Here is a 24,351-nt window from a genome sequence, read left to right as displayed (position 1 = left end):
ATCCGCGAGTTCGGCCGCCTGCCACGGGCTCCGCTCACGGGCGGCCCCAGAACGCGTCAGGGAACTGCATGGAATTCATTCTGTACTCGGAGATCAACGAGCGATCCATCAGTAGCAATCTTGGAGTTCCCGAGTACAGCTACTTCTTCGTTCTGAAAGCCTACCGTGCCGCGCTGGAGACCTTTGCCGGTGTGCATTGCGTCCAGGCCGTGGACGACATCGCGCCCCTGCACGCGCGCCTGGCTGGCGAAGGCAAGCAGTGCACCGTCCTGGTGTTCGCCCCGCCGCACAAGGCTCCCGTCGATCTGCCCTGCCGGACACTGTGCGTCGTCGCCTGGGAATACGACACCATCCCGGACACCACCTGGGATGACGAGCCGCGCAACGACTGGCGTTACGTATTCGCCCGGCATGGAGCGGTCATCACCCTCTCCAACCACACGGCGCGAGCCGTGAAGGCCGCCATGGGGGAAGACTTTCCCGTCCTGGTGCTCCCCACACCCCTGTGGGAACAATTCGAACACCAGCGCCTCCACGGGGAACGGTCGCCAATTGCCGGACCGTCCACCCTGGAGATCCACGGCTGCATTCTCGACACCCGATTGCTCGGGCTGTCGGCCGACGGCCTCATCGCCCCTATCTTTGAAGAGCCTGCCGAACCGACCGAGGCACCACCCGTCGAGCCGGCGGAAGTACCCGCGCCCAAGCGGACCCTTGGCCGCCGCTGGTTGGTCAGCAAGCACTACCTGCGGCTCTGGTATCGCGAAGCCGCCAGCGACCTGATACCGCGACGGGTCGCCATGGCCGTCGCCCAATGGCGCGCCAGCAGGCGCCCACAGCCCTTGCCGCCAGTTTCTCCCGAGCCGCAGCCGCCTGCGGTCGAGGAACACCCGCAGGCGGCGCTCCCCGCGACCGACCAGTTGGCGGCCACACGGATCGACGGCGTGGTGTACGTCTCGGTATTCAATCCCAATGACGGTCGCAAGAACTGGGAGCAGCTCATCACCGCATTCTGCTGGGCCTTCCGTGACGTCGAGGATGCCACCCTGGTGCTGAAGATCACCCAGCGCGACCTGTCGACCTATTACCTGCGGATGCTGACCCTGCTGTCGCAGCTCTCGCCGTTCAAATGCCGGGTGCTGGTGCTGCACGGGTTCCTCGAGGAGGAGCAGTACAACCAGCTGTATTCCGCCACCAGCTACTACGTCAATTTCTCCCGCTGCGAAGGCCTGTGCCTGCCGTTGATGGAGTTCCTCGCCTGTGGCAAGCCGGTGATCGCACCCGCCCACACGGCGATGGCCGATTACATCGACGAACAGGTGGCGCTGGTCATCCCGGCCGGCCATGAGCATGCGGTATGGCCGCAGGACACGCGCCTGGTCTATAGCACCTTGCGCCATCGGCCGGACTGGGGCGCCCTCATGCGGGCCTACCAGGAAAGCTACCGTATCGCCAGGCACCAGCCCGAGCGTTATGAGGCGATGTCGCAGGCCGCGCTGGGGCGCATGCGCACCTATGCGAGCACGACCACTTTCCAGACCCAGTTGACCGCCTTCTTCGATCGTCCCTCAACGCACACGGCGAACGCCCGGCTGACGGCATTCGCGGGGAATTCCTGATGCTGATCCTGATCCACTCGGAAACCACTCAGCGAACTATCCGCGACAACCTGGGCAAGCCCGAGTACAGCTACTACTTCGTCCTCAAGGAATACCGCCCGATCCTCGAGCGGATAGGCCAGGTCCTGGAGATCGCCGACCCGGACACCCTGGTCGACGCGTTGTACGACGATTGCCGGGCCCGGGGCGAGGACTGCGTATTCCTTTCCTTTTCCCCGCCGCACCGTACCCCCGTTCATTATCGTTGCCCCACCATCCCGGTATTCGCCTGGGAATTCAGCACCCTGCCCCATGAATCCTGGCAGGGCGAGCCACGGCACAATTGGCACAAGGTGCTGGAGACGGTCGCGGCAGCCATCACCCACTCCAGCTTCACCGTGGACGCCGTGCGGGAGGCCATGGGGCCGGACTATCCCGTCGCCAGCATTCCCGCGCCGGTGTGGGATCGTTTCGCCGAGCGTGCGGCGGCCATCCCGCGCCAGCCCATCGCGCAGTCGATCGAACTGGAAATCGACGGCCTGCTGCTGGACAGCCGGAACATCGATCTCCAGCCCTATGCTCCCGCCGAGCATCGCCGCGGCGACCGGATCGATCTGGAGCACGCCCGCGGACGCCATCTGCTGACGCTGGACGGCGTGATCTACACCTCGGTGTTCAATCCCTTCGACGGACGCAAGAACTGGATCGACATGCTCGGCGCGTTCTGCTGGTGCTTCCGCGACACGCCCGATGCCACCCTGGTGCTCAAGCTCACGCATCACCTGATCGACGATGCGCTCAACGACATGCTGCATCACCTGTTCAAGCTGCAGCCGTACCGTTGCCGCATCGTGCTGATCCACGGCTACCTCGACGATGCCGCCTACGAGCGCCTGGTGGAAGCGACCAGCTATGTGGTCAACACCTCCTACGGCGAAGGCCAGTGCCTTCCACTGATGGAATTCATGTCCTGCGGCAAGCCAGCCATCGCCCCTGGCAATACGGCGATGCTGGATTACCTCAGCGAAGAGAATGCCTTCATCGTCGATTGCACCCCTGAGCTGACGGCCTGGCCCCATGATCCGCGCGCCGCCTACCGGACGCTGCGCTACATACCGGTCTGGGACTCGATCCTGCAGGCCTACCGGGAAAGCCATGAGGTCGCCCATCGGGCACCGGACCGTTACCGGCAGATGAGCGATTCGGCCGTCGCCAGCCTGAAGGCGTTCTGCAGCCAGGACATCGCCACGAAGCGGCTACGCGACTTCCTGGCCGCCGTCCTGACAAGCCGGCCCACCGCCAAATCCCAGGATGCCGCTCCATGTTCGGCCTCCTGAAGGGCGCCTTTCAGCGCAAGGCGGCGCCCCCTCCCGCCCCCGCCCAACCGCAGCTCGCTCCCTCGCTCTGGTGCGGGCTGCGCGATGCGACGCTGGATGGATGGTTCCAGGCCGATAGCGGGGAGTTGCTCAGGGGCTTCGCGATCAATGCCGAGGACCAGGTTCTCGACCTCGGCTGCGGTGACGGCATGGCCACGCTCTTCGCCGCGAATCGAGGCGCGAGCGTGATCTTCACCGATAGCGAGCCGGACAAGGTCGAGGCGCTGCGGGCCAAGGTCGCGCAGACCCCGGCGCGCCACTGGCAGGGGCTGGTCAGCGACAGCGTGCCCCTGCCACTGGACGATGGCTGTGCCAGCAAGATCATCTGCCTGGAAGTGCTGGAGCATGTCGATGACCCGCGGCAGGTCATGGCCGAGCTGGTACGGGCCGGCAGGCCCGGCGCCCAATACCTGATCAGCGTGCCGGCCCCGGTGGGGGAACAGCTCCAGCGCGGCATAGCCCCGGCCAGTTATTTCCAGGCCCCCAACCACGTACGCACCTTCTCCCACGACGCCATCGCCGAGCTGCTCACCGATGCGGGCCTGGTCATCGAGCACCGCCAAGCCAGCGGCTTCTTCTGGGTCATGAACATGATCTTCTACTGGGCCGGCGAGAAGGCTGCGGGGCGCAACAGCCAGGGCGCCGTGCGGGATCACGTCGCCATGCAGCAGAATCCCCTGATGGATGACTGGGCCGGCCTGTGGGGGCGCCTGCTCGACAGCCCCGAAGGACGGGCCATCAAGGAACAACTGGACCTTTTCATGCCCAAGAGCCAGGTCCTGATCGCGCGCAAGCCCTGGCAGGGGCGTCCGTGAAGGGGCGCATCCAGGACATCGAGATCCTCCGCGCCGTTGCCGTGCTCAGCGTATTGCTCCATCACACCCGCGACAATCTGTTCACCTGGAAGATGCCGTTCACGGAAGCCTTTTTCGCGCGCTTCGACCTATGGTGGGGCGTCGACCTGTTCTTCGTGATTTCCGGCTTCGTGATCGCCCGGGAACTGTTGCCCCGCCTGAACGCCAGCGCCAGCCCCGGCGCCTATGGGCGGGTCGCCCTGGCATTCTGGACCCGCCGCGCCTTCCGCCTGCTGCCGTCGGCCTGGCTGTGGCTGCTGCTGATTCTGCTCGCGTGCCGCTTCCTCAACGATTCCGGCGCGTTCGGCAGTTGGCAAGCCAATCTCTCGGCAACCTTGGCCGGGGTACTGCAGCTCGCGAACTTCCGCTTTGCCGACAGCTTCTTCCGCTACGAGTACGGCGCCAGCTTCGTCTATTGGAGCCTGTCGCTCGAAGAGCAGTTCTATCTGCTGCTGCCCCTGCTGGTGCTGCTCACACGGCGCTGGCTGCCGCTGGCGTTGCTGGCCGTCATTCTGGCCCAGTTCTTCACCTGGCGAACGCCTCTGCTGATGGCCATCCGCACCGATGCCATCGCCTGGGGCGTGCTGCTCGCCATCTTCAGCAGCACGCCGGCGTATCGCTCCATCGAGCCCAAGATCCTTCGGCACCGGCTGGCGGCACTGCTGATATTCGGCGTCGCGTTGCTGGCGATGATGACGGTCTCCAGCGAGCGCCATCTCTGGTCTTTCTGGCGTCTTGGCGTCATAGCCCTGCTCAGCGCCGCCCTGGTCTGGAGCGCATCGTACGACCGCAACTACCTGCCGGTTGCCGGCTGGTTGCGCAAGGTGCTGCTGTGGATCGGCAGTCGCTCCTACGCCATCTACCTGGCTCATGTCCCGGCCTTCTTCCTCACCCGCGAGATCTGGTTCCACCTGCACGGCAGTGCCGACTGGGGCAGCGCATTCCTTCTGCCCTTTGCCTTCACAGCGGCGCTGCTGATACTGGCCGGGGCGGAGCTGAACTTCCGCTACGTCGAAACGCCGCTGCGCCGCGCCGGCAGCCGCCTGGCGCAACGCATCTCGAACCGCCCCGATCCCTCTCCCACGGCGGCCTCCCATGAAGTCGCCTGATCGCGCTGCGTGCCAGCGCCGTTCAATCACTCATTTGTCCCGTCCGCGCCCGCGAATGTGCCCGGCGCCGGATGCCTGAACAGGAGCCGATCCATGCTGAACATGCTGAAGAAGGTCTTCGCGCCCGCCGAAGCGCCGCTCACCCCGCAGCCGGCCAACGAGGCGCCGGCCCAGGCGAAGAATCCCTTCGATGTCGGCCTCAGGGACGCAACCCTGAGCGGCTGGTTCAACCAGACGACCCATGAGCTGTACAGGGGGTTTCCGATCGGCGCCGAAGACGTCGTGCTGGACGTCGGATGTGGCAACGGCGGCCACACCCACTTCTGCGCCGTTCGCGGGGCGGACATCATCATTGCCGACATCGACGAGCAGAAGGTCGAATCCACCCGCCAGCGCCTGGAAGGCACACCCGCCCGCTCGGTGCGCTGCCTGGTGACCGACTGCGCACCGCTGCCGCTGGAAACCGGCACCGCCACGCGGGTGGTTTGCACCGAGGTGATCGAACATGTGGACGACCCCGAGGCGTTCATCGCCGAACTGGTACGAGTCGGACGCTCCGGCAGCCTCTACCTGCTGACCGTCCCCCATCCCTCATCGGAGGACCTTCAGCGCGACGTCGCCGACCCTTCGTATTTCCAGAAGCCCAACCACATCCGCGTGATCGCCGAGGATCAGTTCAAGGCCTGGGTGAGCGAGGCCGGCCTGGAGATCATCAGCCACACCAGGTACGGCTTCTACTGGTCGCTGTGGATGCTGATGTTCTGGGACGCCAAGGTGGGGTTCGACAAGCCCGACCACCCGATGCTGCAGCACTGGACCGAGTCCTGGGACGCCCTGCTGGACAGCCCTCGCGGCGCCCGGATCAAGGAAGCGCTCGACCAGGTCATCGCCAAGAGCCAGGTCATCATCGCGCGCAAACCCTGAAGACTTTCGAGCCTCACCGGGCACCACCCGGACGTCGAAAGATGCAGATGCAGTAAGACTGCCAAGCCCGTTCGCCCATTGCCGGGAACAGCCCGGCGATTGCGACAGACCGGCCACAATAACCAGCAGTTCGGCAGAGTCCGGTATCCTTCGGCGCAACAGCGTGAATAACATCTCGAAACCCTTCTGCCCCTGCCCTCTGGTGACACCAACCAGTCTTGGCTAGTCTGTGCTCCAGTAGAGTGGCCGCCCCGGCCACCTGTTTTTGTCTTATCCGGAGCCACTCCATGAAGAACAGCCTTCGTCTGATCGCCACTGCCGCCCTGCTCGGCTGCGCCACCGGCGCCTTCGCCACCAGCTTCGTCTACACCACCGACCTGTCGGTGCGCGCCACCGGCGCCACTTCCGACGCGACCTCCAACATCAGCAACTCCTTCAAGGACGACAAGATCGTCCTCGAAGCCAAGGACGATGCCGCCACCTTCGTCGCCAGCCAGGGCGGGATCCGCGGCGCGCACCTGGAAGCCGCGCTGCGCCACATCCGCGCCAAGCTGCCGACCCTGGCCGCCAACGACCAGCAGCTGGCGCAGGCCATCCTGACCATCTGAGTGATCCACCGCTGAATCCTGCCGCGCCGGGCTCCCCGCCCGGCGCGCTGCGCTGGCTCTCGCCCGCGCATTCCGTTAGCCTTGGCGGCCGTGCTTTTCCGATCGTTCGAGCCCATGCGTACCCTGCTATTCCTGCTGCCGCTGCTGATCTGTTCCCTGCCCGCCCGGGCATTCGACCAGACGACCCAGTTCCCGGTGGGGACCAGCTACGCCACCAGCAAGGTCACCAGCGCCCCCTTCGACAACAAGCTGCTGCGCGGCGCCCGCGACGACGCGGCGCAGTTCGTTGCCACCGACGGAGCCTTGCGCGGTGCCCGGCTGGAGGCTGCGCTGCACTGGCTGCGCCAGCAGCATCCGGAGCTCGCGGCGAACGATCGGGAACTGGCCGAAGCGATTCTTGCCCAATAAGTCGTGAGCAGCTCCCGCTGCCTTTCGGAGACATCCATGCGCCTCAGCTCGATTTCCAAGAGCCCCCTGATCCTCGCTCTGCTGCTCACCGCCTGCGCGTCCACCGCCCAGGCCCAATCGGTGGTCCGTGTGTTCAACATCACCACCAACGCCTTCGCCCGCAGCATCGACTTCACCTCGGACACCACCACCTCCGTGCGCGACATGAAGATCGTGCAGGAAGCCCGTGACGACGCCGCCAGCTACGTCGGCAGCGACGGCGCGATCCGTGGCGCCCAGCTGGAAGCCGCGTTCAAGGCGCTGCGCGAGCAGGTGCCGCAGGCGCGTGAAGCCTCCGACCAGGCCCTGGCCGAAGCCATCCTCGCCCTGTGAGAATCCGGGCTGGCCGCTGGCTGGCGGCCCTCGCACTGATAGTCGCCGCCAGCAGCCACGCCTCGCTCCGCCTGGAACTCGACACTGACGGATTGACCGACGCCCAGCGCCAGGCCAGCCAGCAACTGCTCGATGAGGCCCTGCGGACGCTGCCGGCCAGCTTCGTCGAGCGCCTCGACCGCCGCGTCGAAGTGCAGTGGCGCGACGACCTGCCCAGCAACGGCATGGGCCGCGCCCTGCGTCCCGACGCCATCGCCCTCAGCAACCGCTACCTCGCCGCGCTCACCGACGGCAGCGCCGCCACCGAGCAGACCGGCCGCACCCACGGCACCCTGCGCCGCGAACTGCTGGCCGCCCTGCTCCACGAACTCACCCACCTCTACGACCGCGCCCGCCTCTGGGACGCCGGCGAAGCCCGCGTGATCCACCGCTGCACGCTGCGCGACAAGAGCCTGGGACGCGTCGGCGCGCCCGCGGAGTGCCGCGGCCAGACCGGCCGCCGCTTCAGCCTGTCGGACGACCCGCGCCTGCTCGACCTCGCCGGCTGGCCGCAGTACGCGGGCAAGCATGGCGAGCGCGAGCAGCACAACCGCTTCGTCCTGCGCAGCCCGGACCAATACGAGCTGAGCAACCCGCGCGAGTACGCCGCGGTCAACATGGAGTACTTCCTCCTCGACCGCAGCTATGCCTGCCGCCGGCCCGCGCTGTACCGCTACTACGCGGCGCGCTTCGGCGAGCGCCCGCACGACGAATGCGCCGGCAGCTACGCCTACCTCAACGCCGGCCGCGACTTCGGCCGCCAGCCGCTGGGCCAGCTCGATCCGGAGCGGGTCTACGAGGTCGACTACCTGATTGCCGAGGCCAACGAGGACATCGCCAGCCGCTGGGGGCACACCATGCTGCGCCTGGTGGTCTGCGCGCCGGGCCGCCCGCGCGGGCCGGACTGCCGCCTGGACCTCGACCAGCACCTGGTGCTGTCCTTCCGCGCCTTCGTCGGCGACCTGCAGCTCTCCAGCTGGGACGGCCTGACCGGCGTCTACCCGTCGCGCCTGTTCGTGCTGCCGCTGTCGCAGGTGATCGAGGAATACACCAAGGTCGAACTGCGCAGCCTCGCCTCGATCCCGCTGCGCCTGAGTCGCGAGGAGATCGACAGCCTGGTGGAACGCTCCGTGCAGAGCCACTGGAGCTACGACGGCAACTACTACTTCCTGTCCAACAACTGCGCGGTGGAAACCCTCAAGCTGCTGCGCAGCGGCATCCAGCGGCAAAGCCTGCAGAGCATGGACAGCATCACCCCCTACGGCGTGCTCGGCCTGCTGGAGAACCAGAAGATCGCCGACCCCAGCGTGCTGGACGACCCCAGGGAAGCCCTGCGCCTGGGCTATCGCTTCGACTCCTTCCGCGACCGCTACCAGGCCATGTTCGAGGTGCTCAAGCAGCGCCTGGATATCCGCCAGGACAAGGTCGAGGACTGGCTCGCGCTGCCCGCCGAGGAGCGCCGCCCGTGGTTCGACAAGGCCGACCTGCGCGCCAGCGCCGCCCTGCTGCTGCTCGAACAGGCCTCGCTGCGCCGCCAGCTGCTGCTCGCCCAGGACGAGCTCAAGCAGCTCTACCTGGGCAAGCGCGACGACCTGCGCGCCAACCCGGAGCTGGCCAGCGCCGGCAGGACGCTGCAGCAGATCCTCGACGACAGCGGCTTCCTCAGCCGCCCGGCGGAGCTGCTCGACGGCGGCTACGGGCTGCCCCAGGCGAGGGAAACCGTCACCCTCGAACAGCAGACCCGGCAGCGGCAGATGCGCCTGCGCCAGCTCAGCGACAACCTCGACCGCGAGGTGCGCGCGCTGCTGACGCCCGAGCGCCGCGCCGAACTGGCCGCGCTGGAAGCCAACACCAAGCAGATCGGCGCGCACCTGCGGGAGTTGCACAAGGCGGCGGGTGGGCTGGAGTTGCCCTGACAGGTTCGTCCGCGATGTTTTTTTGCCGGCCTGGCGGCCGGATCGCGGATGAATCCGCTCCTACAGGTGCCCCACCCACCGCACAGGAGCGGTTCTTGTCCGCTAAGCGCATGTGAGGCTGTTCGCGAGCAAGCTCGCTCCTACGAAGAGCCTGGTGGCGCGCTACCTGTAGGAGCGAGCTTGCTCGCGAACAAAACCCGCCCGCAAAGCTAGAGCCTCTCCTCCCACTCCTCCGCCAGCTGCTCGTCCAGGTGAATCCACGGCAGCCGGCTCTTCACCCAGATGTGCCGGTTCGGCGGCACCTGGGCGACGTCATCCAGCGTCGCGATGGTCAGGTCCAGGGTGTCCGGCGCCAGGTCGGTGAACAGCGCCAGATGCGCCCCGCAGCCAGCGCAGAAGTAACGCACGCAGGACGCCGAGGAGCGGTACTCGGCGGGCGTGCCGGCAGTCCAGCGGAAGCTGTCCAGCGGCACCGTGGCCCAGGTGGTGACGATGCCGCCGGTGCTGCGCCGGCAGGTCGAGCAATGGCAATGGGCGACGTCCGTCAGCTCGGCGTCGCATTCGTAGCGCAGCTGTCCGCAGTGGCAGCCGCCCTGGTGCGTTGTGCTCATGGGATGGTCCTCCCCTCAGTCGTATTCGGCGGCTTGGTGGTCACCCAGCAGGCGGCGCTGGCGCGGCGTGCAGGCGGCCACCACGTGTGGGTCGAAAGTCCAGTCCAGATAGGGCGAAAACTTCTGCGCGACCATGCGCCGGCCGTAGTGCACCTGCAGCAGGTAGCGCGTGCGCGCGCTCAGGTTGCGGCTGCCGGCGTGCCACAGGTCGCTGCGAAACAGCAGGCAATCGCCGGCGCGGCACAGCACCGGTTCAGCCGCCCTGCCCCGCCATTCGCGCTCGTCCGGCAAGGGCGCGCGGCCGGCGCGGTGGCTGCCGGGGATGACCCAGGTCGGGCACAGGGCCTCGTCGATGTCGTCGAGGTAGATCTGCGCGGTGCAGATGAACATCGGCAGCGCGAAGCCCGACTCCAGCAGCCCGGCCGGCAGCGCCACGGGCAGGTAGTCCTGGTGCATCTCGGCGCCGATGAAGCCGGGATGGCAGCGCCAGGCGGTCTGGCCGATCACGTGGCAATCCGCGCCCAGCGCCGCTTCGGCCAGTTCGATCAGGCCCGGCGGGTCGAGGTACGGCAGCCAGCGCGGCGAGCGGTTGAACACGCACTTGTAGTGGTCCACCAGCCCTTCGTAGTCCCAGTGGATCGGCCGCAGGCCGTCGATCAGCCCGCGCACCTCCGCCACCTGCGCGGCGTCCAACAGGCCGCGCAGCAGGACGAAACCGTCCTCGTGCAGCGCCCGCAGCGCGTTCACGGCGCCGCGTCCCCATCGCCCAGCTGCGCCTGGGCCCGGACCAGGGCGTCGAGGAACGCCGCGACCGCCTCCCCCGGCTCCACGCCCTGGCGCGTCACGCAGTGGAACTCGGAGAGATAGGCCAGCTGCGCCGGACGGATCGCCCGCAGGCGGCCCTCGGCCACCCACTCGGCGGCGTAGTGGCTCGGCAGGTAGCCGATGAAGGTGCCGCTGAACACCAGGTTGGCGATGGCCTCCATGCTGTAGGCGTTGGTCGCGCGGGCGAACATCAGCCCGTGAGGCCTGCGGCTCTCGGCCATGTAGCCACGGCCGACGTAGTCGGCGGCGCAGATTTCCTCCAGCGCAGGCTCGTCATCCTGGCGCCCGAAGAAGGGATGTTCGCGGGCGCAGTAGAGGTTCTGCTCCTCGCGGAACAGCGGCTGGTAGCGCAGCCCGGACAGCCGGTGGTGGAAGGCGCCGATGGCGAGCTGCAAACGTTCCTCCAGCACGGCGTTTTCCAGCTCGTCCGGGCGCTGCGTGTGCAGGTTCAGACGCACGCCGGGATTGCCCTGGCGGAACAGCCGGATGGCCAGCGGCAGCGCCCAGCAGCGCTGGCCGAGCACGCCGTCGACGCAGCCCAGGTGCAGGGTCTCGCGGTCGCGTCCGCCGAGGCCGGTAACCTGCTCGCGGAAGCGTTCGATATCGGCGAACAGCCCCAGCGCCGCCTCGTACAGCTCCTGACCTTCCTCGGTGAGCTGGAAGCCGCTGCTGCCGCGCCGGCACAGCGAATAGCCCAGGCGCAGTTCGAGGTCGCGCACCAGCACGCTCAGGCGCGACAGGCTGGTGTTCAGGCGCACCTGGGCGGCGGTGAAGCCGCCGGCCTCGACGATGGTGCAGAAGGTGCGCAACAGGCGCAGGTCGATATCGGAAAGATTGCCCAGCATGGGGATTCTCGCGGCGGCGGGCGCAGGCCTTTCGTTATAGCCCCGCGGGCGCCGCCGCGTGAACCCCCGGGGTGGTCAGCGGCGCGCGGCCAGCGAATCGGCCAGGATGCAGAGCAGCTCGAACATCATGGTGGCGCCCACCAGCGCGGTCGCCCCGCCCTGGTCGAACGGCGGCGAGACTTCCACCACGTCGGCGCCGACCAGGTTCAGCCCCTGCAGGCCACGGATCATGTGCTGCGCCTGCAGCGTGGTCATGCCGCCGATTTCCGGCGTGCCGGTGCCGGGGGCGAAGGCCGGGTCGAGCACGTCGACGTCGAAGGTGACGTAGGTCGGCGCCTGCCCCACCACCCGGCGCACCTCGGCGAGCGTCGCCTCGACGCCGAGGTCGGCGAACTCTTCCATGTGGATCACGCGGATGCCGCATTCGCGGGCGAAGGCATCGTCATCGGCCGAGTAGATCGAGCCGCGGATGCCGATCTGCACGGTGCGTTTCGGATCCAGCAGGCCCTCCTCGATGGCGCGGCGGAACGGCGTGCCGTGGGTGTAGGGGTTGTCGCCGAAGTAGCGGTCGTTGGTGTCGGAGTGGGCGTCGAAGTGGACCATGCCGATGGGCCGCTCGGCGGCCAGGGCGCGGAAGATCGGCAGGGTCACCAGGTGGTCGCCGCCGACCGACAGCGGCACCGCGCCGGAGGCATGGATGCGCCGGTAGAAGCCCTCGATGCGCTTGAGCGAGTCGAGCAGGTCGATGGGGTTCACCGGGGTATCGCCGATGTCGCCGACGCGCAGCAGGTCGTAGGGCGCGATGCGGCTGACGTGGTGCACCTTGCGCATCAGGCTCGACTGGTTGCGCACCTCGCGCGGGCCGTGGCGGGCGCCGGCGCGGTTGGTGGTGCCGCCGTCCCAGGGCACGCCGACCAGGGCGATGTCGACCTGCGCCGGGTCCTCGAAGATCGGCAGGCGCATGAAGCTGGGGATGCCGGCGAAGCGGGGAATCTCGGCGGCGTCCATCGGTTGCGGGAAATCGTGGGGCATGGGGCGTCTCCTGATGGGGGAAGGGGTTCAGTCGGCCTGCGCCTGCAGGCTGGCGGCGGGTTCGCCGGCCAGGCTGACCACCACGAAGGTGACCAGGCTGGCGAGCAGGCCATAGGCGATCGGCGTGTTGGCGAGGATGCCGTCGATGAACATGAACAGGATCACCACCAGGCTGCCGACCAGGATGCTGGCGATCGCCCCGCGGGCCGAGGCGCGGCGCCACAGCAGCGCGCCGAGGATGGGCACCAGCAGGCCGCCGACCAGCAGGTTGTAGGCGATGCTCAGGGCGCCGATGACGTCGTTCACCAGGCACGCCAGGACCAGCATCACCACGCCCATCAGCAGGGTGAACAGGCGGCTCTCGCGCAGGCCGTTGGGCGCGCCGGGGCGCAGGAAGCGCGCGTAGACGTCCTCCTGCAGCACGGTGGCGGCGGCCAGCAGGCAGCCCGAGGCGGTGGACATGATGGCCGACAACGCCGCCGCCACCACCAGCCCGCGCAGGCCCGGGGCGAGCACCTGGCGGGTGATCTCGGCGTAGGCGTTCTCCGGCACCGCGAGGTTCGGGATCAGCACGTGGGCGGCGGCGCCGATCAGCGCGCAGGCCAGGCCGTAGAGCATGCAGTAGACCCCGGCGCCGAGGCCGGCGTAGCGCACCACCTTTTCGCTGCGCGCGGTGAACACCCGCTGCCAGATGTCCTGGCCGATCAGCGCGCCGAAGAAGTACAGCAGGAAGTAGGTGAGGATGGTGTCCAGGCCGATGTGGCCGAGGTCGAAGAAGCCCGCCGGCAGCACTTCCTGCATGCGCGACAGGCCGCCCGCCTCCTTGATCGACAGCGGCAGCAGCACGGCGAAGATGCCGAGGGTCTTGATCACGAACTGGATGATGTCGGTGAGGGTCAGCGACCACATGCCGCCGATCACCGAGTAGACGATGACGATGCCGCCGCCGCAGAGGATCGCGGGGATGCGCGGGATGTCGAAGACCACTTCGGTCACCGAGCCGATGGCGATGGTCGCGGTGACCGCCACCATCAGGTCGTAGGCGACCATCACGATGCCGCCGATCAGCCGCGAGGACGCCTGGTAGCGCTGCTCGAGGATCTGCGTGACGGTGTAGACCTTCAGTTTCGCGATCTGCCGCGAGAACACCAGGCTGAGGACGATGATCCCCAGGCCCAGCATGAACACCAGCCACAGGCCGGACAGCCCGTAGAGGTAGCCGAGCTTCACCGTGCCGATGGTCGAGGCGCCGCCGAGCACCACGGCGGCCATGGTGCCCAGGTACAGGCCGGGCCCCAGGCGCCGGCCGGCGACAAGGAAGTCGTTCTGGTTGCGCGCCTTGCGCATTCCGTACCAGCCCAGGGCGAGCATGCCCAGGGCGTAGACCAGCATGATCAGGTAATCGAACAGCATCGCGGGGGCTCCTGTTGTTGTTGTGTGGGATTCAGGCCGTCGCCCCGCAAGCCTGATCCGCCCTGCCGCGGCCGCAAATCCTCGAAGCCGGAAGCCAAGTTTCGCTGCGGCGAAAGTGGCGGCGCAGCCCGCGCCGGCCAGGCCCCGGGCGCCCTTCCCCAGCGCCTGCCGGAAAAATCTTCGCCATCGCCAAGTGCTTGATTCGTATACCTATGTTATCGTTGTAAACACTGTATACAGCGTAAACGGAACTGTACGAAAAGTGACCACCGTCATCTCATTCCGCGCCGATGACACCCTCGTCGAGGCCCTCGACCAGCTGGCCCGCGCCACTCACCGGGACAGGCCGTACCACCTGCGCCAGGCCCTGGCGCAGTACCTGGAACGCCAGAGCTGGCACGTGGCGGCCATCGATGAAGGGGTGGCGGACGCCAACGCCGGCCTCCTGCTGGAGCACGCCGCCATCGAAGCCAAGTGGGGCCTGGCATGAGCCTGCAGTGGACGCACAAGGCGGCCGCCGACCTAGACGCCATCTACGACCACTACGTCGTGCTGATCGGCCCGGAGAAGGCACTGCGCGCCATCCAGGACATCGTCGAGCAGGTCCGCCCGCTGGCGAACCTCGACCTGAGCAGCAGCGGCATGCCCAGCGAGGTGCCGGGCGTCAGGGAATTGCCGGTCGAGCGCTGGCCGTACCAGGCCGCCTACCGGGTAAAGGGGCGTTCTGTACAGATTTTGCGCATCGACCGTGTGGATAACCTGGGGTAAAAGTGGCCACACGGTTACAAGATGTTTCAAAGTATTGACTTTCTGGTTTGATTAAAAAGCAATCAAATTGGCATGAATCAAGGAATTGGTCACTCTTAGATCAACTAATAAATAAAAGAACAAAATGAAAACGAATAGAGGAATATCAGTCATAAACCGCGAGCGGCGACTGAGGTTTTCCAGGCAACGAAAAACCCGGCCTTGGCCGGGTTTTTCCGTTTTTTGCGGGATATTTTCGAAAGCGCTTCGGGCGGCACCTGCCGAGTTCAAGGCGCCACGGAGGCGCTGCCCCTTCGACCGCCTGCGCCTGCGCACCCGGGCGCCTGTCCGAACGCCGCGCTAACATGGCGGCCCCATCGACAGGAGCACCCACCATGGCCCGGAACTGGACCTGCAAGCACCACCGCGACCTGAGCAAGGAAGAGCTCTACGCCATCCTGAGCCTGCGTACCGAAGTCTTCGTGGTCGAGCAGAAATGCCCCTATCAGGAAGTCGATGGCCTCGACCTCATCGGCGACACCTGCCACCTGATGGTGGAAGAGGACGGCCGGCTGCTCGGCTACCTGCGCCTGCTGGACCCGCAGCGCCATGACGGCGACGTGGTCATCGGCCGCGTGGTGATCGCCCCGGCAGGGCGCGGCCAGGGCCTGGGCCACGAACTGATGGGGCACGCGCTGAAGGCCATCGCCCAGCGCTGGCCGGGGCTGCCGATCTACCTCTCGGCGCAGGCGCACCTGCAGGGCTACTACGGCCGCTACGGCTTCACGCCGGTGACCGAGGTCTACCTGGAAGACGACATCCCGCACATCGGCATGCGCCGCCCGGCCTGAGTTCAGGCCGGATAGTGGCGCGCGAGGAAGTCGCCCAGCAGCGTGTTGACCCGCTGCGGCTGCTGGTTCTGGATCCAGTGGCCGCAGTTCTCCAGCACGTGCTGCTCCAGGTTCGGCACATGCTCGGGCATGCGCTGCAGGGTATAGGCCTCGAAGCGCCCGACCGGGTCGCGGTCGCCGATCAGGAATAGCGTCGGCTGGCCGACCTTGCGCCCGGCCAGCGGCTCGGTGCGCTGCCAGCTGCGTTCGAAGTTGCGGTACCAGTTCAGCGCGCCGTGGAAACCGCGTCCGGCGAAGGTGCGCAGGTACCACTGGAAGTCCTCGGCGCTGCACCAGCCCGGATGCTCCGGCGGCGGAGGCAGGCCGTCGAACAGGCGGCCGTCCGGAGACTGGTCCGGCGCCAGGTGCACGTTGTCGCCGAGGAAGTGCCGCAGGCTCAGGGCGATGTCCGCGTCCAGCTCGGCCTCGGCGCGGCCGGGCTGCTGGAAGTAGAGGATGTAGAAGAACCGACCGGCGAACACCTCGCGCATGATCTCCACCGCGGGGCGCCTGGCGCGGCCGGCGAAGGGCACCGACAGCGTCGCCAGCACCTCCACCCGCCGCGGCTCCAGCAGCGCCAGGTGCCAGGCCACCGGCGCGCCCCAGTCGTGGCCGACCATCGCCACGCGCCCATGGCCAAGGGCGTCCATCGCGCCCTGGATATCCGCGCAGAGGGTCAGCACGTCATAGGCGTCCACCGCCTGCGGCGCGCTGCTCTGGCCATAGCCGCGCATCTCCGGGGCGAACACCCGGTAGCCGGCGGCGGCGAGGGCGCGCATCTGGTGCTGCCAGGAATGCCAGCATTCAGGGAAGCCGTGCAGCAGCCACACCGGCTTGCCCTGCGCCGGCCCGCAGCTGTACAGGCTGAGCTGGATGCCGTTGACCGCCAGCAACTGGTGTTCGAACTCGTTCATGGCGCGGCCTTCCGTAAGGGGGTGGGATTCACTATGCCAAGCCTGGCGCGCGGGCCGAACCGCATTCACCGGGCGAATGTCGCGCTCTTTCCGGTGTCCCGCCAAAGCACCCCTGTAGGAGCGAGCTTGCTCGCGAACCATGCCTGGCACCCGACGACAGGCCGTTCGCGAGCAAGCTCGCTCCTACGAAAAGCGATTCCTCATCCTACTCGACAAGCAAAAACCCTCATCGTATTCTGCACAGCGAAACAGCATTCCGTTAAAACAACTAAATAGCGGAGCACAGCATGTCAGAAGCGGTACAACTCGAACGCCGGGGCGAGATTGCCCTGGTGACGGTCGACAACCCACCGGTGAACGCCCTCGGACATGCCGTCCGCGACGGGCTGAGCAAGGCCTTCCAGCAGGCCGAGGCCGATCCCCGGGTGCGCGCGGTGGTGCTGGTCTGTGCCGGGCGCACCTTCATGGCCGGCGCCGATATCCGTGAATTCGGCAAGCCGCCGCAGGCGCCGTCCCTGCCCGAAGTGGTCGACCTCATCGAAGGCGCCAGCAAGCCCAGCGTCGCCGTGATCCACGGCACCGCCCTGGGTGGCGGGCTGGAAGTCGCGCTGGCCTGCCATTACCGCATCGCCCGCCGCGACGCCCAGGTCGGCCTGCCGGAAGTGAAGCTCGGCCTGCTGCCCGGCGCCGGCGGCACCCAGCGCCTGCCGCGCCTGGCCGGTGTCGAGAAGGCCCTGGACATGATCGTCGGCGGCGCGCCGATCCACGCCGCCGACGCGCTGGAAAACCAGATCGTCGACGAACTGTTCGACGACGATCTCAGCGTAGCCGGCCTCGCCTTCGCCCAGCGCCTGCTGGCGGACGGCAAGGGCCCGCGCCGCACCGGCGAGCGCAACGAGCGCGTGCAGGCCAGCGGCCTCGCCGAGCTGATCGCCCACAAGCGCGGCGAAGTGCAGAAGCGCCTGCCCGGCCAGTTCTCCCCACAGCGCTGCATCGACGCCGTGGAAGCCGCCACCCGACTGCCGCTGCGCGACGGCCTGGTCCGCGAGCGCGAACTCTTCCTGCAATGCATGGAATCGCCCCAGCGCGCGGCGCTGATCCACGCCTTCTTCGCCGAGCGCGACGCGGCCAAGGTGGAGGGGCTCACGCCCGACACCCGGCCGCGCGAGGTGCGCAGCGCCGCCGTCATCGGCGGCGGCACCATGGGCGTCGGCATCGTCCTGTGCTTCGCCAACGCCGGCATCCCGGTGAAGCTGCTGGAAGTGAACGAAGAAGCCCTGCAACGCGGCCTCGACCGCGCTCGCAGCCTGTACGCCACCAGCGTGGCGCGCGGCAGCCTGAGCGCCGCGGAAATGGAGCAGCGCATGGGCCTGATCGACGGCGTGCTCGACTACGCCGCGCTGGGCGACGTGGACCTGGTGGTCGAAGCGGTGTTCGAAAGCCTGGAGGTGAAGCGCCAGGTGTTCGAGCAACTGGACGCCGCCTGCAAGCCCGGCGCGATCCTCGCCAGCAACACCTCCTCGCTGGACCTCGACGAAATCGCCGCTTTCACCCGGCGCCCGCAGGACGTGGTCGGCCTGCACTTCTTCAGCCCGGCCAACGTCATGCGCCTGCTCGAAGTGGTGCGCGGCAAGGCCACCGCCGACGACGTGCTGGCCACCGCCATGCAACTGGGCAAGCGCCTGAAGAAGGTCGCGGTGGTGGTCGGCGTGTGCGACGGCTTCGTCGGCAACCGGATGATCTTCCCCTACGGCCGCCAGGCCGAATTCCTGCTGGAGGAGGGCGCCACGCCCGCGCAGGTGGACCGCGCGCTGCGCGCCTTCGGCATGGCCATGGGGCCGCTGGCGGTGCGCGACCTGTCCGGCCTGGACATCAGCCACGCGATCCGCTCGCGCCAGCGGCCGAACCTGAAACCCGGGCAGACCCTGCCGCGCGTGCTCGACCACCTGATCGCCGCCGGCATGCTCGGACAGAAGACCGGCACCGGCTTCTACCACTACGGCGAAGGCGGCCGCGCCCCGCAGGACAACCCGGCGCTGCCGGCCATGCTCGAACAGGCCGCCGCCGAACGCGGCATCACCCGCGCGCCGGTGACTGACGAGGAAATCGTCGAGCGCTGCGTGTTCGCGCTGATCAACGAGGCCGCCAACATCCTCGACGAGGGCATCGCCCAGCGCGCCAGCGACGTCGACGTGATCTTCCTCAACGGCTACGGCTTCCCGGCCTGGCGCGGCGGCCCGCTGTTCCATGCCGACAGCGTCGGCCTTACGCACGTGCTCGAACGAATCCGCGAGTTCCACCAGCGCCTCGGCGCCTGGTGGCAACCCGCGCCGCTGCTCGAACGCCTGGTGGCCGAAGGCCGCCGCTTCGCCGATCTCTGAGGACCCGCCATGGATATCCATTTCACCCCCGACGAACTGGCGTTCCGCGATGACGTGCGCGCCTTCCTCGACACCAAGCTGCCCAAGGACATCGCCGCCAAGGTGCGCCTGGGCAAGCACCTCAACAAACAGGACCACCAGCGTTGGCAGCGCGTGCTCAGCGAGCAGGGCTGGTACGCCACGCACTGGCCGGAGGAGTACGGCGGCACCGGCTGGAACGCCGTGCAGAAGCACATCTTCGAAGAGGAGTGCGCCGCCTTCGGCGCGCCGCGCACCATCCCCTTCGGCGTCAACATGGTCGCCCCGGTGATCATCAGGTTCGGCACGCCCAAGCAGCAGGCGCACTACCTGCCGCGCATCCTCGACGGCACCGACTGGTGGTGCCAGGGCTACTCCGAACCGGGCGCCGGCTCCGACCTCGCTAGCCTGAAGACCCGCGCCGTGCGCGACGGCGAGCATTACGTGGTGAACGGCCAGAAGACCTGGACCACCCTCGGCCAGCACGCCGACTGGATCTTCTGCCTGGTGCGCACCGACCCCGAGGCGCAGCAGCAGCGCGGCATCAGCTTCCTGCTGATCGACATGAAATCCCCCGGCATCACCGTGCGCCCGATCATCACCCTGGACGGCGAGCACGAGGTCAACGAAGTGTTCTTCGACAACGTGCGCGTGCCGGTGGAAAACCTGGTGGGCCGCGAGAACGAAGGCTGGACCTGCGCCAAGTACCTGCTCACCTACGAGCGTACGGGCCTGGCCGGCATCGGCGCGTCCAAGGCGGTGCTCGCGCATCTCAAGCGCGTGGCCAGGCGCGAGCTGTGCGACGGCCGGCCGATGCTCGAAGACCCGCTGTTCCGCGCCCAGGTGGCGGAGGTGGAAATGCAGCTGATGGCCATCGAGATGAGCACCCTGCGCATCCTCGCCGCCGCCCGCGAAGGCGGCGTGCCGGGGGCGGAAAGCTCGATCCTGAAGGTCAAGGGCACAGAGATCCGCCAGGCGATCAGCCACCTGCTGCGCAAGGTCCTCGGCCCCTACGCGCTGCCCTTCATCGAGGAGGAGTTCGAGCTGGGCAGCGAGGCGCTGCACGCCGACTACGCGGCGGCGCCGGCCAGCCAGTACTTCAACCTGCGCAAGCTGTCGATCTTCGGCGGCTCCAACGAAATCCAGAAGAACATCGTCTCGAAGATGATTCTCGAACTGTGAGGCCAGGGCCATGGACTTCAAACTGAGCGAAGAGCAGCAGATGCTGCAGGACACCGCGGCCCGCCTGGTCCGCGACGAATACCCGTTCGACAGGCGCGAGGGCTTCAGCCGGTCCGAACTGGGCTACAGCGCCGACTTCTGGCGCCAGCTCGGCGCGCTGGGGCTGACCGCGGTGTCGCTGCCGGAAGCCTACGGCGGCTTCGGCGGCGGCGTGGAGAGCATGCTGGTGCTCACCGAACTGGGCCGCGGCCTGTGCCTGGAGCCCTACCTGCAATCGGTGGTGCACGGCGGCGGCCTGATCGCCCAGCTGGGCAGCGAAGCGCAGAAGGAGCACTGGCTGCCGCGCATCGCCAGCGGCGAAGCGCAACTGGCCGTCGCGCTGGAAGAGCCGCAGAGCCATTACCAGCTGCACGATGTGCAGACCCGCGCGGAGCAGGGCGCCGACGGCTGGAAGCTGAGCGGGCGCAAGGCGGTAGTGATCGGCGGGCAGAGCGCCACGGCGATCCTGGTGTCGGCGCGCGTGTCCGGCAATGCGCGGGACGAGGCGGGCATCGGCCTGTTCCTCATCGATCCGCAGCAGCCCGGCGTCAGCCGCCGCGACTATCCGACGGTGGACGGCCAGCGCGCCTGCGAGCTGTTCCTCGACGGGGCACTCGGCGAAGCCCTCGGCGCGCCGGGCGATGCGCTGCCGGCGCTGCGTTATCAACAGGGCCGCGCCATCGCCGCGCAGTGCGCCGAGGCCCTCGGCAGCCTGCAGGAAGCCTGCGCGCTGACCCTCGATTACCTGAAGACGCGCAAGCAGTTCGGCATCCCGATCGGCAAGTTCCAGGTGCTGCAACACCGCATGGTGGACATGCGCAGCGAGCTGGAGCAGGCCACCAGCATGGCGATCCTCGCCGCCTGCGTCGCCGACCAGCCCGACAGCGCCGAGCGCAGCCGCACCCTGGCGGCGGCCAAGTTCATCGTCACCCGCGCCGCGCGCTTCGTCGCCGAGCAGGCGATCCAGCTGCACGGCGGCATCGGCATGACCTGGGAATACGTGCTGGCGCACCACGCCAAGCGGCTGGTGATGCTCAGCCACCAGCTGGGTGACGATGATCATCACCTGAAGGTGTATGCGGGGTTGATGGAGGTGGCGTGAGACGCACCGCCTTCCCCTTGTAGGAGCGAGCTTGCTCGCGAACGGATTCACCGGCGGCTCCGACGCTGGGCGGTTCGCGAGCAAGCTCGCTACAAAAGAAAACGACTTCCAGAGAAACCTCCGCGCGCACCGGAGCGCCCCTTCAGGAGGCCGAGTGGAATCGGAGTTTCAGGGGTTGAGCGACATGGATGTCGCGAGAGCGCTGTCGGGCCAGGGATGGCCCGTCAGCGCGTGCCCCTGAAACTCCGATGGAGCGAGGGAACCCCGGCGAAGCCGGGGCCGGATGCAGGGGCACAGACCTTTGCCCACTTTGGGTCGTTTGCCAAAGTGGGTCGCCCAAGGGGGCGAAACAAGAAGTCTCAGCGCACGCCGAAGCGGCGCAGAAACACCGATCACAAAGAACGATGGATAACGCCTAGCGTTATCCATCCTACGAAGAGCAAAAGCATCGCGGAGAAGCTCCGCTCCTACGAAAAGCCGTAACTCCGTCTGCGATTCTTCAGCGCAAGGGGCGGGGCAGGTCAGGCCCCGAGACTCTCGATATCCCGCGCCAGCATCTCCAGCTCATGGGCCAGCGACCCGCGCAGGGTCTCCTCGCTGAGCTGGAACGACGGCGCGCCGCAGGTCAGCGCCATCAGCCCGCCGTCCGCCAGGCGCAACGGCACGCCAGCCGCGCGCACATTGCGGTCCCAGTCGCCCAGCGACAGGCAGAACCCATGCTCGCGGTACTCCTCGAAGGACGCCTCCAGCGACGCGCGCATCGCGCCCCAGTCGCCCTCATGGCGCGCCTGCAACGCCGACAGCAGGTGCTCACGCTCCTGCTCCGGGGTCGCCGCCAGGTAGGCGCGGCCGGCGGCGGTGGTCGCCAGCGGCAGGCGCACACCGGCGTCCATGCGCAGGGACGTCGCCTCCGGCGGCCGGCAATTCTCCACGTAGATCATCGACAGCCAGTCGCGGCAGGTCAGGCCGACCGTGGTGTTGGTGCGGCGGGCGAAGGCGTCCATGTACGGCTTGGCCAGCTGGCGCACGCGCAGGTTGGAAACGTACGCGTAACCCAGCGCCAGCACGCCGGAATCCAGCTGGTACTTCTCGTGCTGCTGCGAGTAGCAGAGGTAGCCGAGCTTGGTCAGGGTGTAGGTCATGCGCGACACGGTCGGCTTGGGCAGGCCGGTGATCCGCGCGATTTCCTGGTTGCCGAGCACCACCGAGCCGTGGGTGAAGGCACGCAGCACGTCCAGCCCGCGGGCGAGGGCCTCGACGAACTTGCGGTCCTTGGGGTTGCTGCTGTCTTCGACGTCGTCGCTCATGGGGCCTCGGCGGGGAATCGGGTTGACGGACGCCGCGTGCGGCGCGGGCGAACGATAGCAGATCGGCACCTGCGCCCGCAGCGGTCCGGGTATGCCCGTTGCGTGGGGATAGCCTATCGCATACCATCGATTTCGATATCTTGTTTCGCTGTGCAGAACAACAATTCAAAGCTCAGAGAAAAAGTACGGAGAAGTCGATGCCTGCCAACCCGACCGGTCATGTGGCCCGCGAGATCGCCCGACACGGCTACCAGAACCTCCACGACCTGCTGCGCGACGCCTGCCGCGAGTTCCCCGAACGCCTCGCCTTCTCCTGCGGCGACAGCCGGCTGAGCTTCGCCGAACTGGAGCGCCAGGCCGACGCCTTCGCCCGCTACCTGCGCCACCACGCCGGCCTGCAACCGGGCGAGCGCCTGGCGTTGATGCTGCCCAATTCCCTGCAGTACCCCATCGCCACCTTCGGCGCGCTGAAGGCCGGCGTGGTGCTGGTCAACACCAACCCGCAGTACACCGCCGGCGAGCTGCGCCACCAGCTGGCCGACTCCGGCGCCAGCGCCGTGCTGCTGCTCGACCGCCTGCTGCCGCTGCTGCGCGGCGTGCAGGGGCAGACCGCGGTGCGGCAGGTCCTGCTGACCTCGGTGGACGACATCGAACGCCCGCGGTTCGACAGTGACGAAAGCGATTGCACGCGCTTCCAGCAGGCCCTGCGCCTGGGCGCCGAGGCGCCGCCGGTGGACAGCGTGCCGGGCCTGGAGCGCCTCGCGCTGCTGCAATACACCGGCGGCACCACGGGCGTCTCCAAGGGCGCGATGCTCAGCCACCGCTGCCTGCTCGCCAACGTCATCCAGACCCTGGAGCTGTTCATGCGCCCGGGCCTGCTGGAGCCGGCCAGCGACGTGCGCATCGCGCCGCTGCCGCTCTACCACATCATGGCCTTCGCCACGAACTGCCTGTCCTCGGTGGGCATGGGCCTGCACACCGTGTTCATCCGCGACGGGCGCAACCTGGAGGAAATCCTCGGCGCCATGCGCCGCTACCCCTTCACCCTGATGAGCGGGATCAACACCCTGTTCGTCAGCCTGATGAACCACCCGGATTTCGCCGCCATCGACTTCAGCCACCTGAAGTGGGTGACCTCCGGCGGCGCGCCGCTGAACCGCGAGGTCGGCCGGCGCTGGGAAGAACTGACCGGCGCCCCGGTGCGCGAAGGCTTCGGCCTCACCGAGGCCTCGCCGGTGGTCTCCACCGGCACGCTGCAGAGTCCCTACCGCGAGGGCTACGTCGGCCAGGCGCTGGTGGACACCGAGCTGCGCACCGTGGACGAGGAGGGCAACGACACCGGCCCCGACCGGCCCGGCGAGCTGTGGCTGCGCGGCCCGCAGGTGATGCAGGGCTACTGGCAGCGCCCGGAGGAGAGCGCCCAGGTGCTCACCGACGACGGCTGGCTGAAGACCGGCGACATCGCCGAGCTGGACGCCGACGGCATGCTGAAGATCGTCGACCGCAAGAAGGACATGATCCTCGTCTCGGGCTTCAACGTGTTCCCCAACGAAGTGGAAGACGCGGTGATGCGCCACCCCGGCGTGCGCGAGTGCGTCGTCATCGGCGTGCCGGACGAGCGCAAGGGCGAGGCGGTGAAGCTGTTCGTCAGCCTGCGCGACGCCGCACTGGAGCCGGCGGCGATCATCGCCCACTGCCGCGAGCACCTCACCGGCTACAAGGTGCCGAGCTTCGTCGAGGTGCTCGACGAGCTGCCCAGGAGCAGCGTCGGCAAGCTGCTGCGCCGCCAGTTGCGCGACCTGGAACTGGCCAGGAGAACCACCGCATGAGCGCAGCGTCTA

At 67.8% G+C, this 24,351-nt stretch carries 23 protein-coding genes; 16 read left to right on the top strand and 7 right to left on the bottom strand.

Annotated features, from left to right (window positions below; all coding sequences use genetic code 11):
- The first annotated feature begins 68 nt into the window (after window positions 1-68).
- The 9 genes from AC3B6A_RS00400 to AC3B6A_RS00360 all read left to right on the top strand — a co-directional run bounded on the left by AC3B6A_RS00400 (window position 69) and on the right by AC3B6A_RS00360 (window position 9,204).
- The gene (locus AC3B6A_RS00400) at window positions 69-1,619 is read left to right on the top strand and encodes a glycosyltransferase (protein ID WP_488400353.1); all 1,551 of its coding nucleotides are present in this window, start codon (window positions 69-71) and stop codon (window positions 1,617-1,619) included.
- The gene (locus AC3B6A_RS00395) at window positions 1,619-2,935 is read left to right on the top strand and encodes a glycosyltransferase (RefSeq protein ID WP_488400352.1); all 1,317 of its coding nucleotides are present in this window, start codon (window positions 1,619-1,621) and stop codon (window positions 2,933-2,935) included. The genes AC3B6A_RS00400 and AC3B6A_RS00395 overlap by 1 nt, the downstream gene beginning before the upstream one ends.
- Complete coding sequence (locus AC3B6A_RS00390) at window positions 2,920-3,789, top strand: class I SAM-dependent methyltransferase (RefSeq protein ID WP_488400351.1); 870 nt, start codon at window positions 2,920-2,922, stop codon at window positions 3,787-3,789. Before AC3B6A_RS00395 ends, AC3B6A_RS00390 begins: the two co-directional genes overlap by 16 nt.
- Entirely contained in the window at window positions 3,786-4,937 is a 1,152-nt protein-coding gene (locus tag AC3B6A_RS00385; RefSeq protein WP_488400350.1) for an acyltransferase family protein, read from the top strand. Before AC3B6A_RS00390 ends, AC3B6A_RS00385 begins: the two co-directional genes overlap by 4 nt.
- A 93-nt stretch (window positions 4,938-5,030) precedes the next feature.
- Complete coding sequence (locus tag AC3B6A_RS00380; protein WP_488400349.1) at window positions 5,031-5,861, top strand: class I SAM-dependent methyltransferase; 831 nt, start codon at window positions 5,031-5,033, stop codon at window positions 5,859-5,861.
- Window positions 5,862-6,148: 287 nt separating this feature from the next.
- Complete coding sequence (locus tag AC3B6A_RS00375) at window positions 6,149-6,469, top strand: DUF2388 domain-containing protein (RefSeq protein ID WP_488400348.1); 321 nt, start codon at window positions 6,149-6,151, stop codon at window positions 6,467-6,469.
- A gap of 114 nt (window positions 6,470-6,583) precedes the next feature.
- Window positions 6,584-6,877: a DUF2388 domain-containing protein gene (locus tag AC3B6A_RS00370; RefSeq protein ID WP_488400347.1), complete on the top strand. Its 294-nt coding sequence runs from the start codon at window positions 6,584-6,586 to the stop codon at window positions 6,875-6,877.
- Window positions 6,878-6,913: 36 nt separating this feature from the next.
- On the top strand, window positions 6,914-7,249 hold the full coding sequence (locus tag AC3B6A_RS00365; protein WP_488400346.1) for a DUF2388 domain-containing protein: 336 nt from the start codon (window positions 6,914-6,916) through the stop codon (window positions 7,247-7,249).
- A complete protein-coding gene (locus tag AC3B6A_RS00360; protein ID WP_488400345.1) occupies window positions 7,246-9,204 on the top strand; it encodes a DUF7844 domain-containing protein in 1,959 nt (652 codons plus the stop codon). Before AC3B6A_RS00365 ends, AC3B6A_RS00360 begins: the two co-directional genes overlap by 4 nt.
- A gap of 209 nt (window positions 9,205-9,413) precedes the next feature.
- On the opposite strand, the gene AC3B6A_RS00355 is transcribed toward AC3B6A_RS00360, so the two are convergent.
- The 5 genes from AC3B6A_RS00355 to AC3B6A_RS00335 form a co-directional block, all read right to left on the bottom strand.
- Window positions 9,414-9,815: a GFA family protein gene (locus tag AC3B6A_RS00355; RefSeq protein WP_488400344.1), complete on the bottom strand. Its 402-nt coding sequence runs from the start codon at window positions 9,813-9,815 to the stop codon at window positions 9,414-9,416.
- A gap of 15 nt (window positions 9,816-9,830) precedes the next feature.
- Window positions 9,831-10,562, bottom strand: coding sequence for a phytanoyl-CoA dioxygenase family protein (locus tag AC3B6A_RS00350; protein ID WP_488400343.1), 732 nt, complete (start codon window positions 10,560-10,562; stop codon window positions 9,831-9,833).
- Entirely contained in the window at window positions 10,559-11,485 is a 927-nt protein-coding gene (locus AC3B6A_RS00345) for a LysR family transcriptional regulator (RefSeq protein WP_488400342.1), read from the bottom strand. The genes AC3B6A_RS00350 and AC3B6A_RS00345 overlap by 4 nt, the downstream gene beginning before the upstream one ends.
- Before the next feature lie 75 nt (window positions 11,486-11,560).
- Entirely contained in the window at window positions 11,561-12,517 is a 957-nt protein-coding gene (speB, locus tag AC3B6A_RS00340; protein ID WP_488400341.1) for an agmatinase, read from the bottom strand.
- 27 nt (window positions 12,518-12,544) lie between these two features.
- Window positions 12,545-13,930, bottom strand: coding sequence for a sodium:solute symporter family protein (locus tag AC3B6A_RS00335; protein WP_488400340.1), 1,386 nt, complete (start codon window positions 13,928-13,930; stop codon window positions 12,545-12,547).
- 262 nt (window positions 13,931-14,192) lie between these two features.
- Here AC3B6A_RS00335 and AC3B6A_RS00330 point away from each other — a divergent pair, with 262 nt between their 5' ends.
- The 3 genes from AC3B6A_RS00330 (at window position 14,193) to AC3B6A_RS00320 (ending at window position 15,528) form a co-directional block, all read left to right on the top strand.
- Window positions 14,193-14,420: a CopG family ribbon-helix-helix protein gene (locus AC3B6A_RS00330; protein WP_488400339.1), complete on the top strand. Its 228-nt coding sequence runs from the start codon at window positions 14,193-14,195 to the stop codon at window positions 14,418-14,420.
- Window positions 14,417-14,698, top strand: coding sequence for a type II toxin-antitoxin system RelE/ParE family toxin (locus AC3B6A_RS00325; protein ID WP_488400338.1), 282 nt, complete (start codon window positions 14,417-14,419; stop codon window positions 14,696-14,698). The genes AC3B6A_RS00330 and AC3B6A_RS00325 overlap by 4 nt, the downstream gene beginning before the upstream one ends.
- A 374-nt stretch (window positions 14,699-15,072) precedes the next feature.
- Window positions 15,073-15,528 carry a GNAT family N-acetyltransferase gene (locus AC3B6A_RS00320; RefSeq protein WP_488400337.1) on the top strand — a complete coding sequence of 152 codons (456 nt, stop codon included), beginning with the start codon at window positions 15,073-15,075 and terminating at the stop codon, window positions 15,526-15,528.
- 2 nt (window positions 15,529-15,530) lie between these two features.
- Here AC3B6A_RS00320 and AC3B6A_RS00315 read toward each other — a convergent pair whose 3' ends face one another.
- Window positions 15,531-16,481 carry an alpha/beta fold hydrolase gene (locus AC3B6A_RS00315; RefSeq protein WP_488400336.1) on the bottom strand — a complete coding sequence of 317 codons (951 nt, stop codon included), beginning with the start codon at window positions 16,479-16,481 and terminating at the stop codon, window positions 15,531-15,533.
- A gap of 287 nt (window positions 16,482-16,768) precedes the next feature.
- Here AC3B6A_RS00315 and AC3B6A_RS00310 point away from each other — a divergent pair, with 287 nt between their 5' ends.
- From AC3B6A_RS00310 to AC3B6A_RS00300, 3 genes are read left to right on the top strand one after another with little or no spacing between them, the layout of a single operon-like run.
- Window positions 16,769-18,862 (top strand): 3-hydroxyacyl-CoA dehydrogenase NAD-binding domain-containing protein, encoded by a 2,094-nt coding sequence (locus AC3B6A_RS00310; protein ID WP_488400335.1) that lies wholly within the window; start codon window positions 16,769-16,771, stop codon window positions 18,860-18,862.
- Window positions 18,863-18,871: 9 nt separating this feature from the next.
- Window positions 18,872-20,062 (top strand): acyl-CoA dehydrogenase family protein, encoded by a 1,191-nt coding sequence (locus tag AC3B6A_RS00305; RefSeq protein ID WP_488400333.1) that lies wholly within the window; start codon window positions 18,872-18,874, stop codon window positions 20,060-20,062.
- A gap of 10 nt (window positions 20,063-20,072) precedes the next feature.
- A complete protein-coding gene (locus tag AC3B6A_RS00300) occupies window positions 20,073-21,203 on the top strand; it encodes an acyl-CoA dehydrogenase family protein (RefSeq protein WP_488400332.1) in 1,131 nt (376 codons plus the stop codon).
- Between the two features lie 521 nt (window positions 21,204-21,724).
- Here AC3B6A_RS00300 and AC3B6A_RS00295 read toward each other — a convergent pair.
- Entirely contained in the window at window positions 21,725-22,510 is a 786-nt protein-coding gene (locus AC3B6A_RS00295; RefSeq protein ID WP_488400331.1) for an IclR family transcriptional regulator, read from the bottom strand.
- A gap of 197 nt (window positions 22,511-22,707) precedes the next feature.
- Here AC3B6A_RS00295 and AC3B6A_RS00290 point away from each other — a divergent pair, with 197 nt between their 5' ends.
- Window positions 22,708-24,339, top strand: coding sequence for an AMP-binding protein (locus AC3B6A_RS00290; RefSeq protein WP_488400330.1), 1,632 nt, complete (start codon window positions 22,708-22,710; stop codon window positions 24,337-24,339).
- Window positions 24,340-24,351 lie beyond the last annotated feature (12 nt).

Source organism: Pseudomonas sp. B12(2026), from assembly GCF_057767015.1.
The sequence above is the reverse complement of the archived record's forward strand: the minus strand, read 5'-3'. Positions and strand labels throughout refer to the sequence as shown.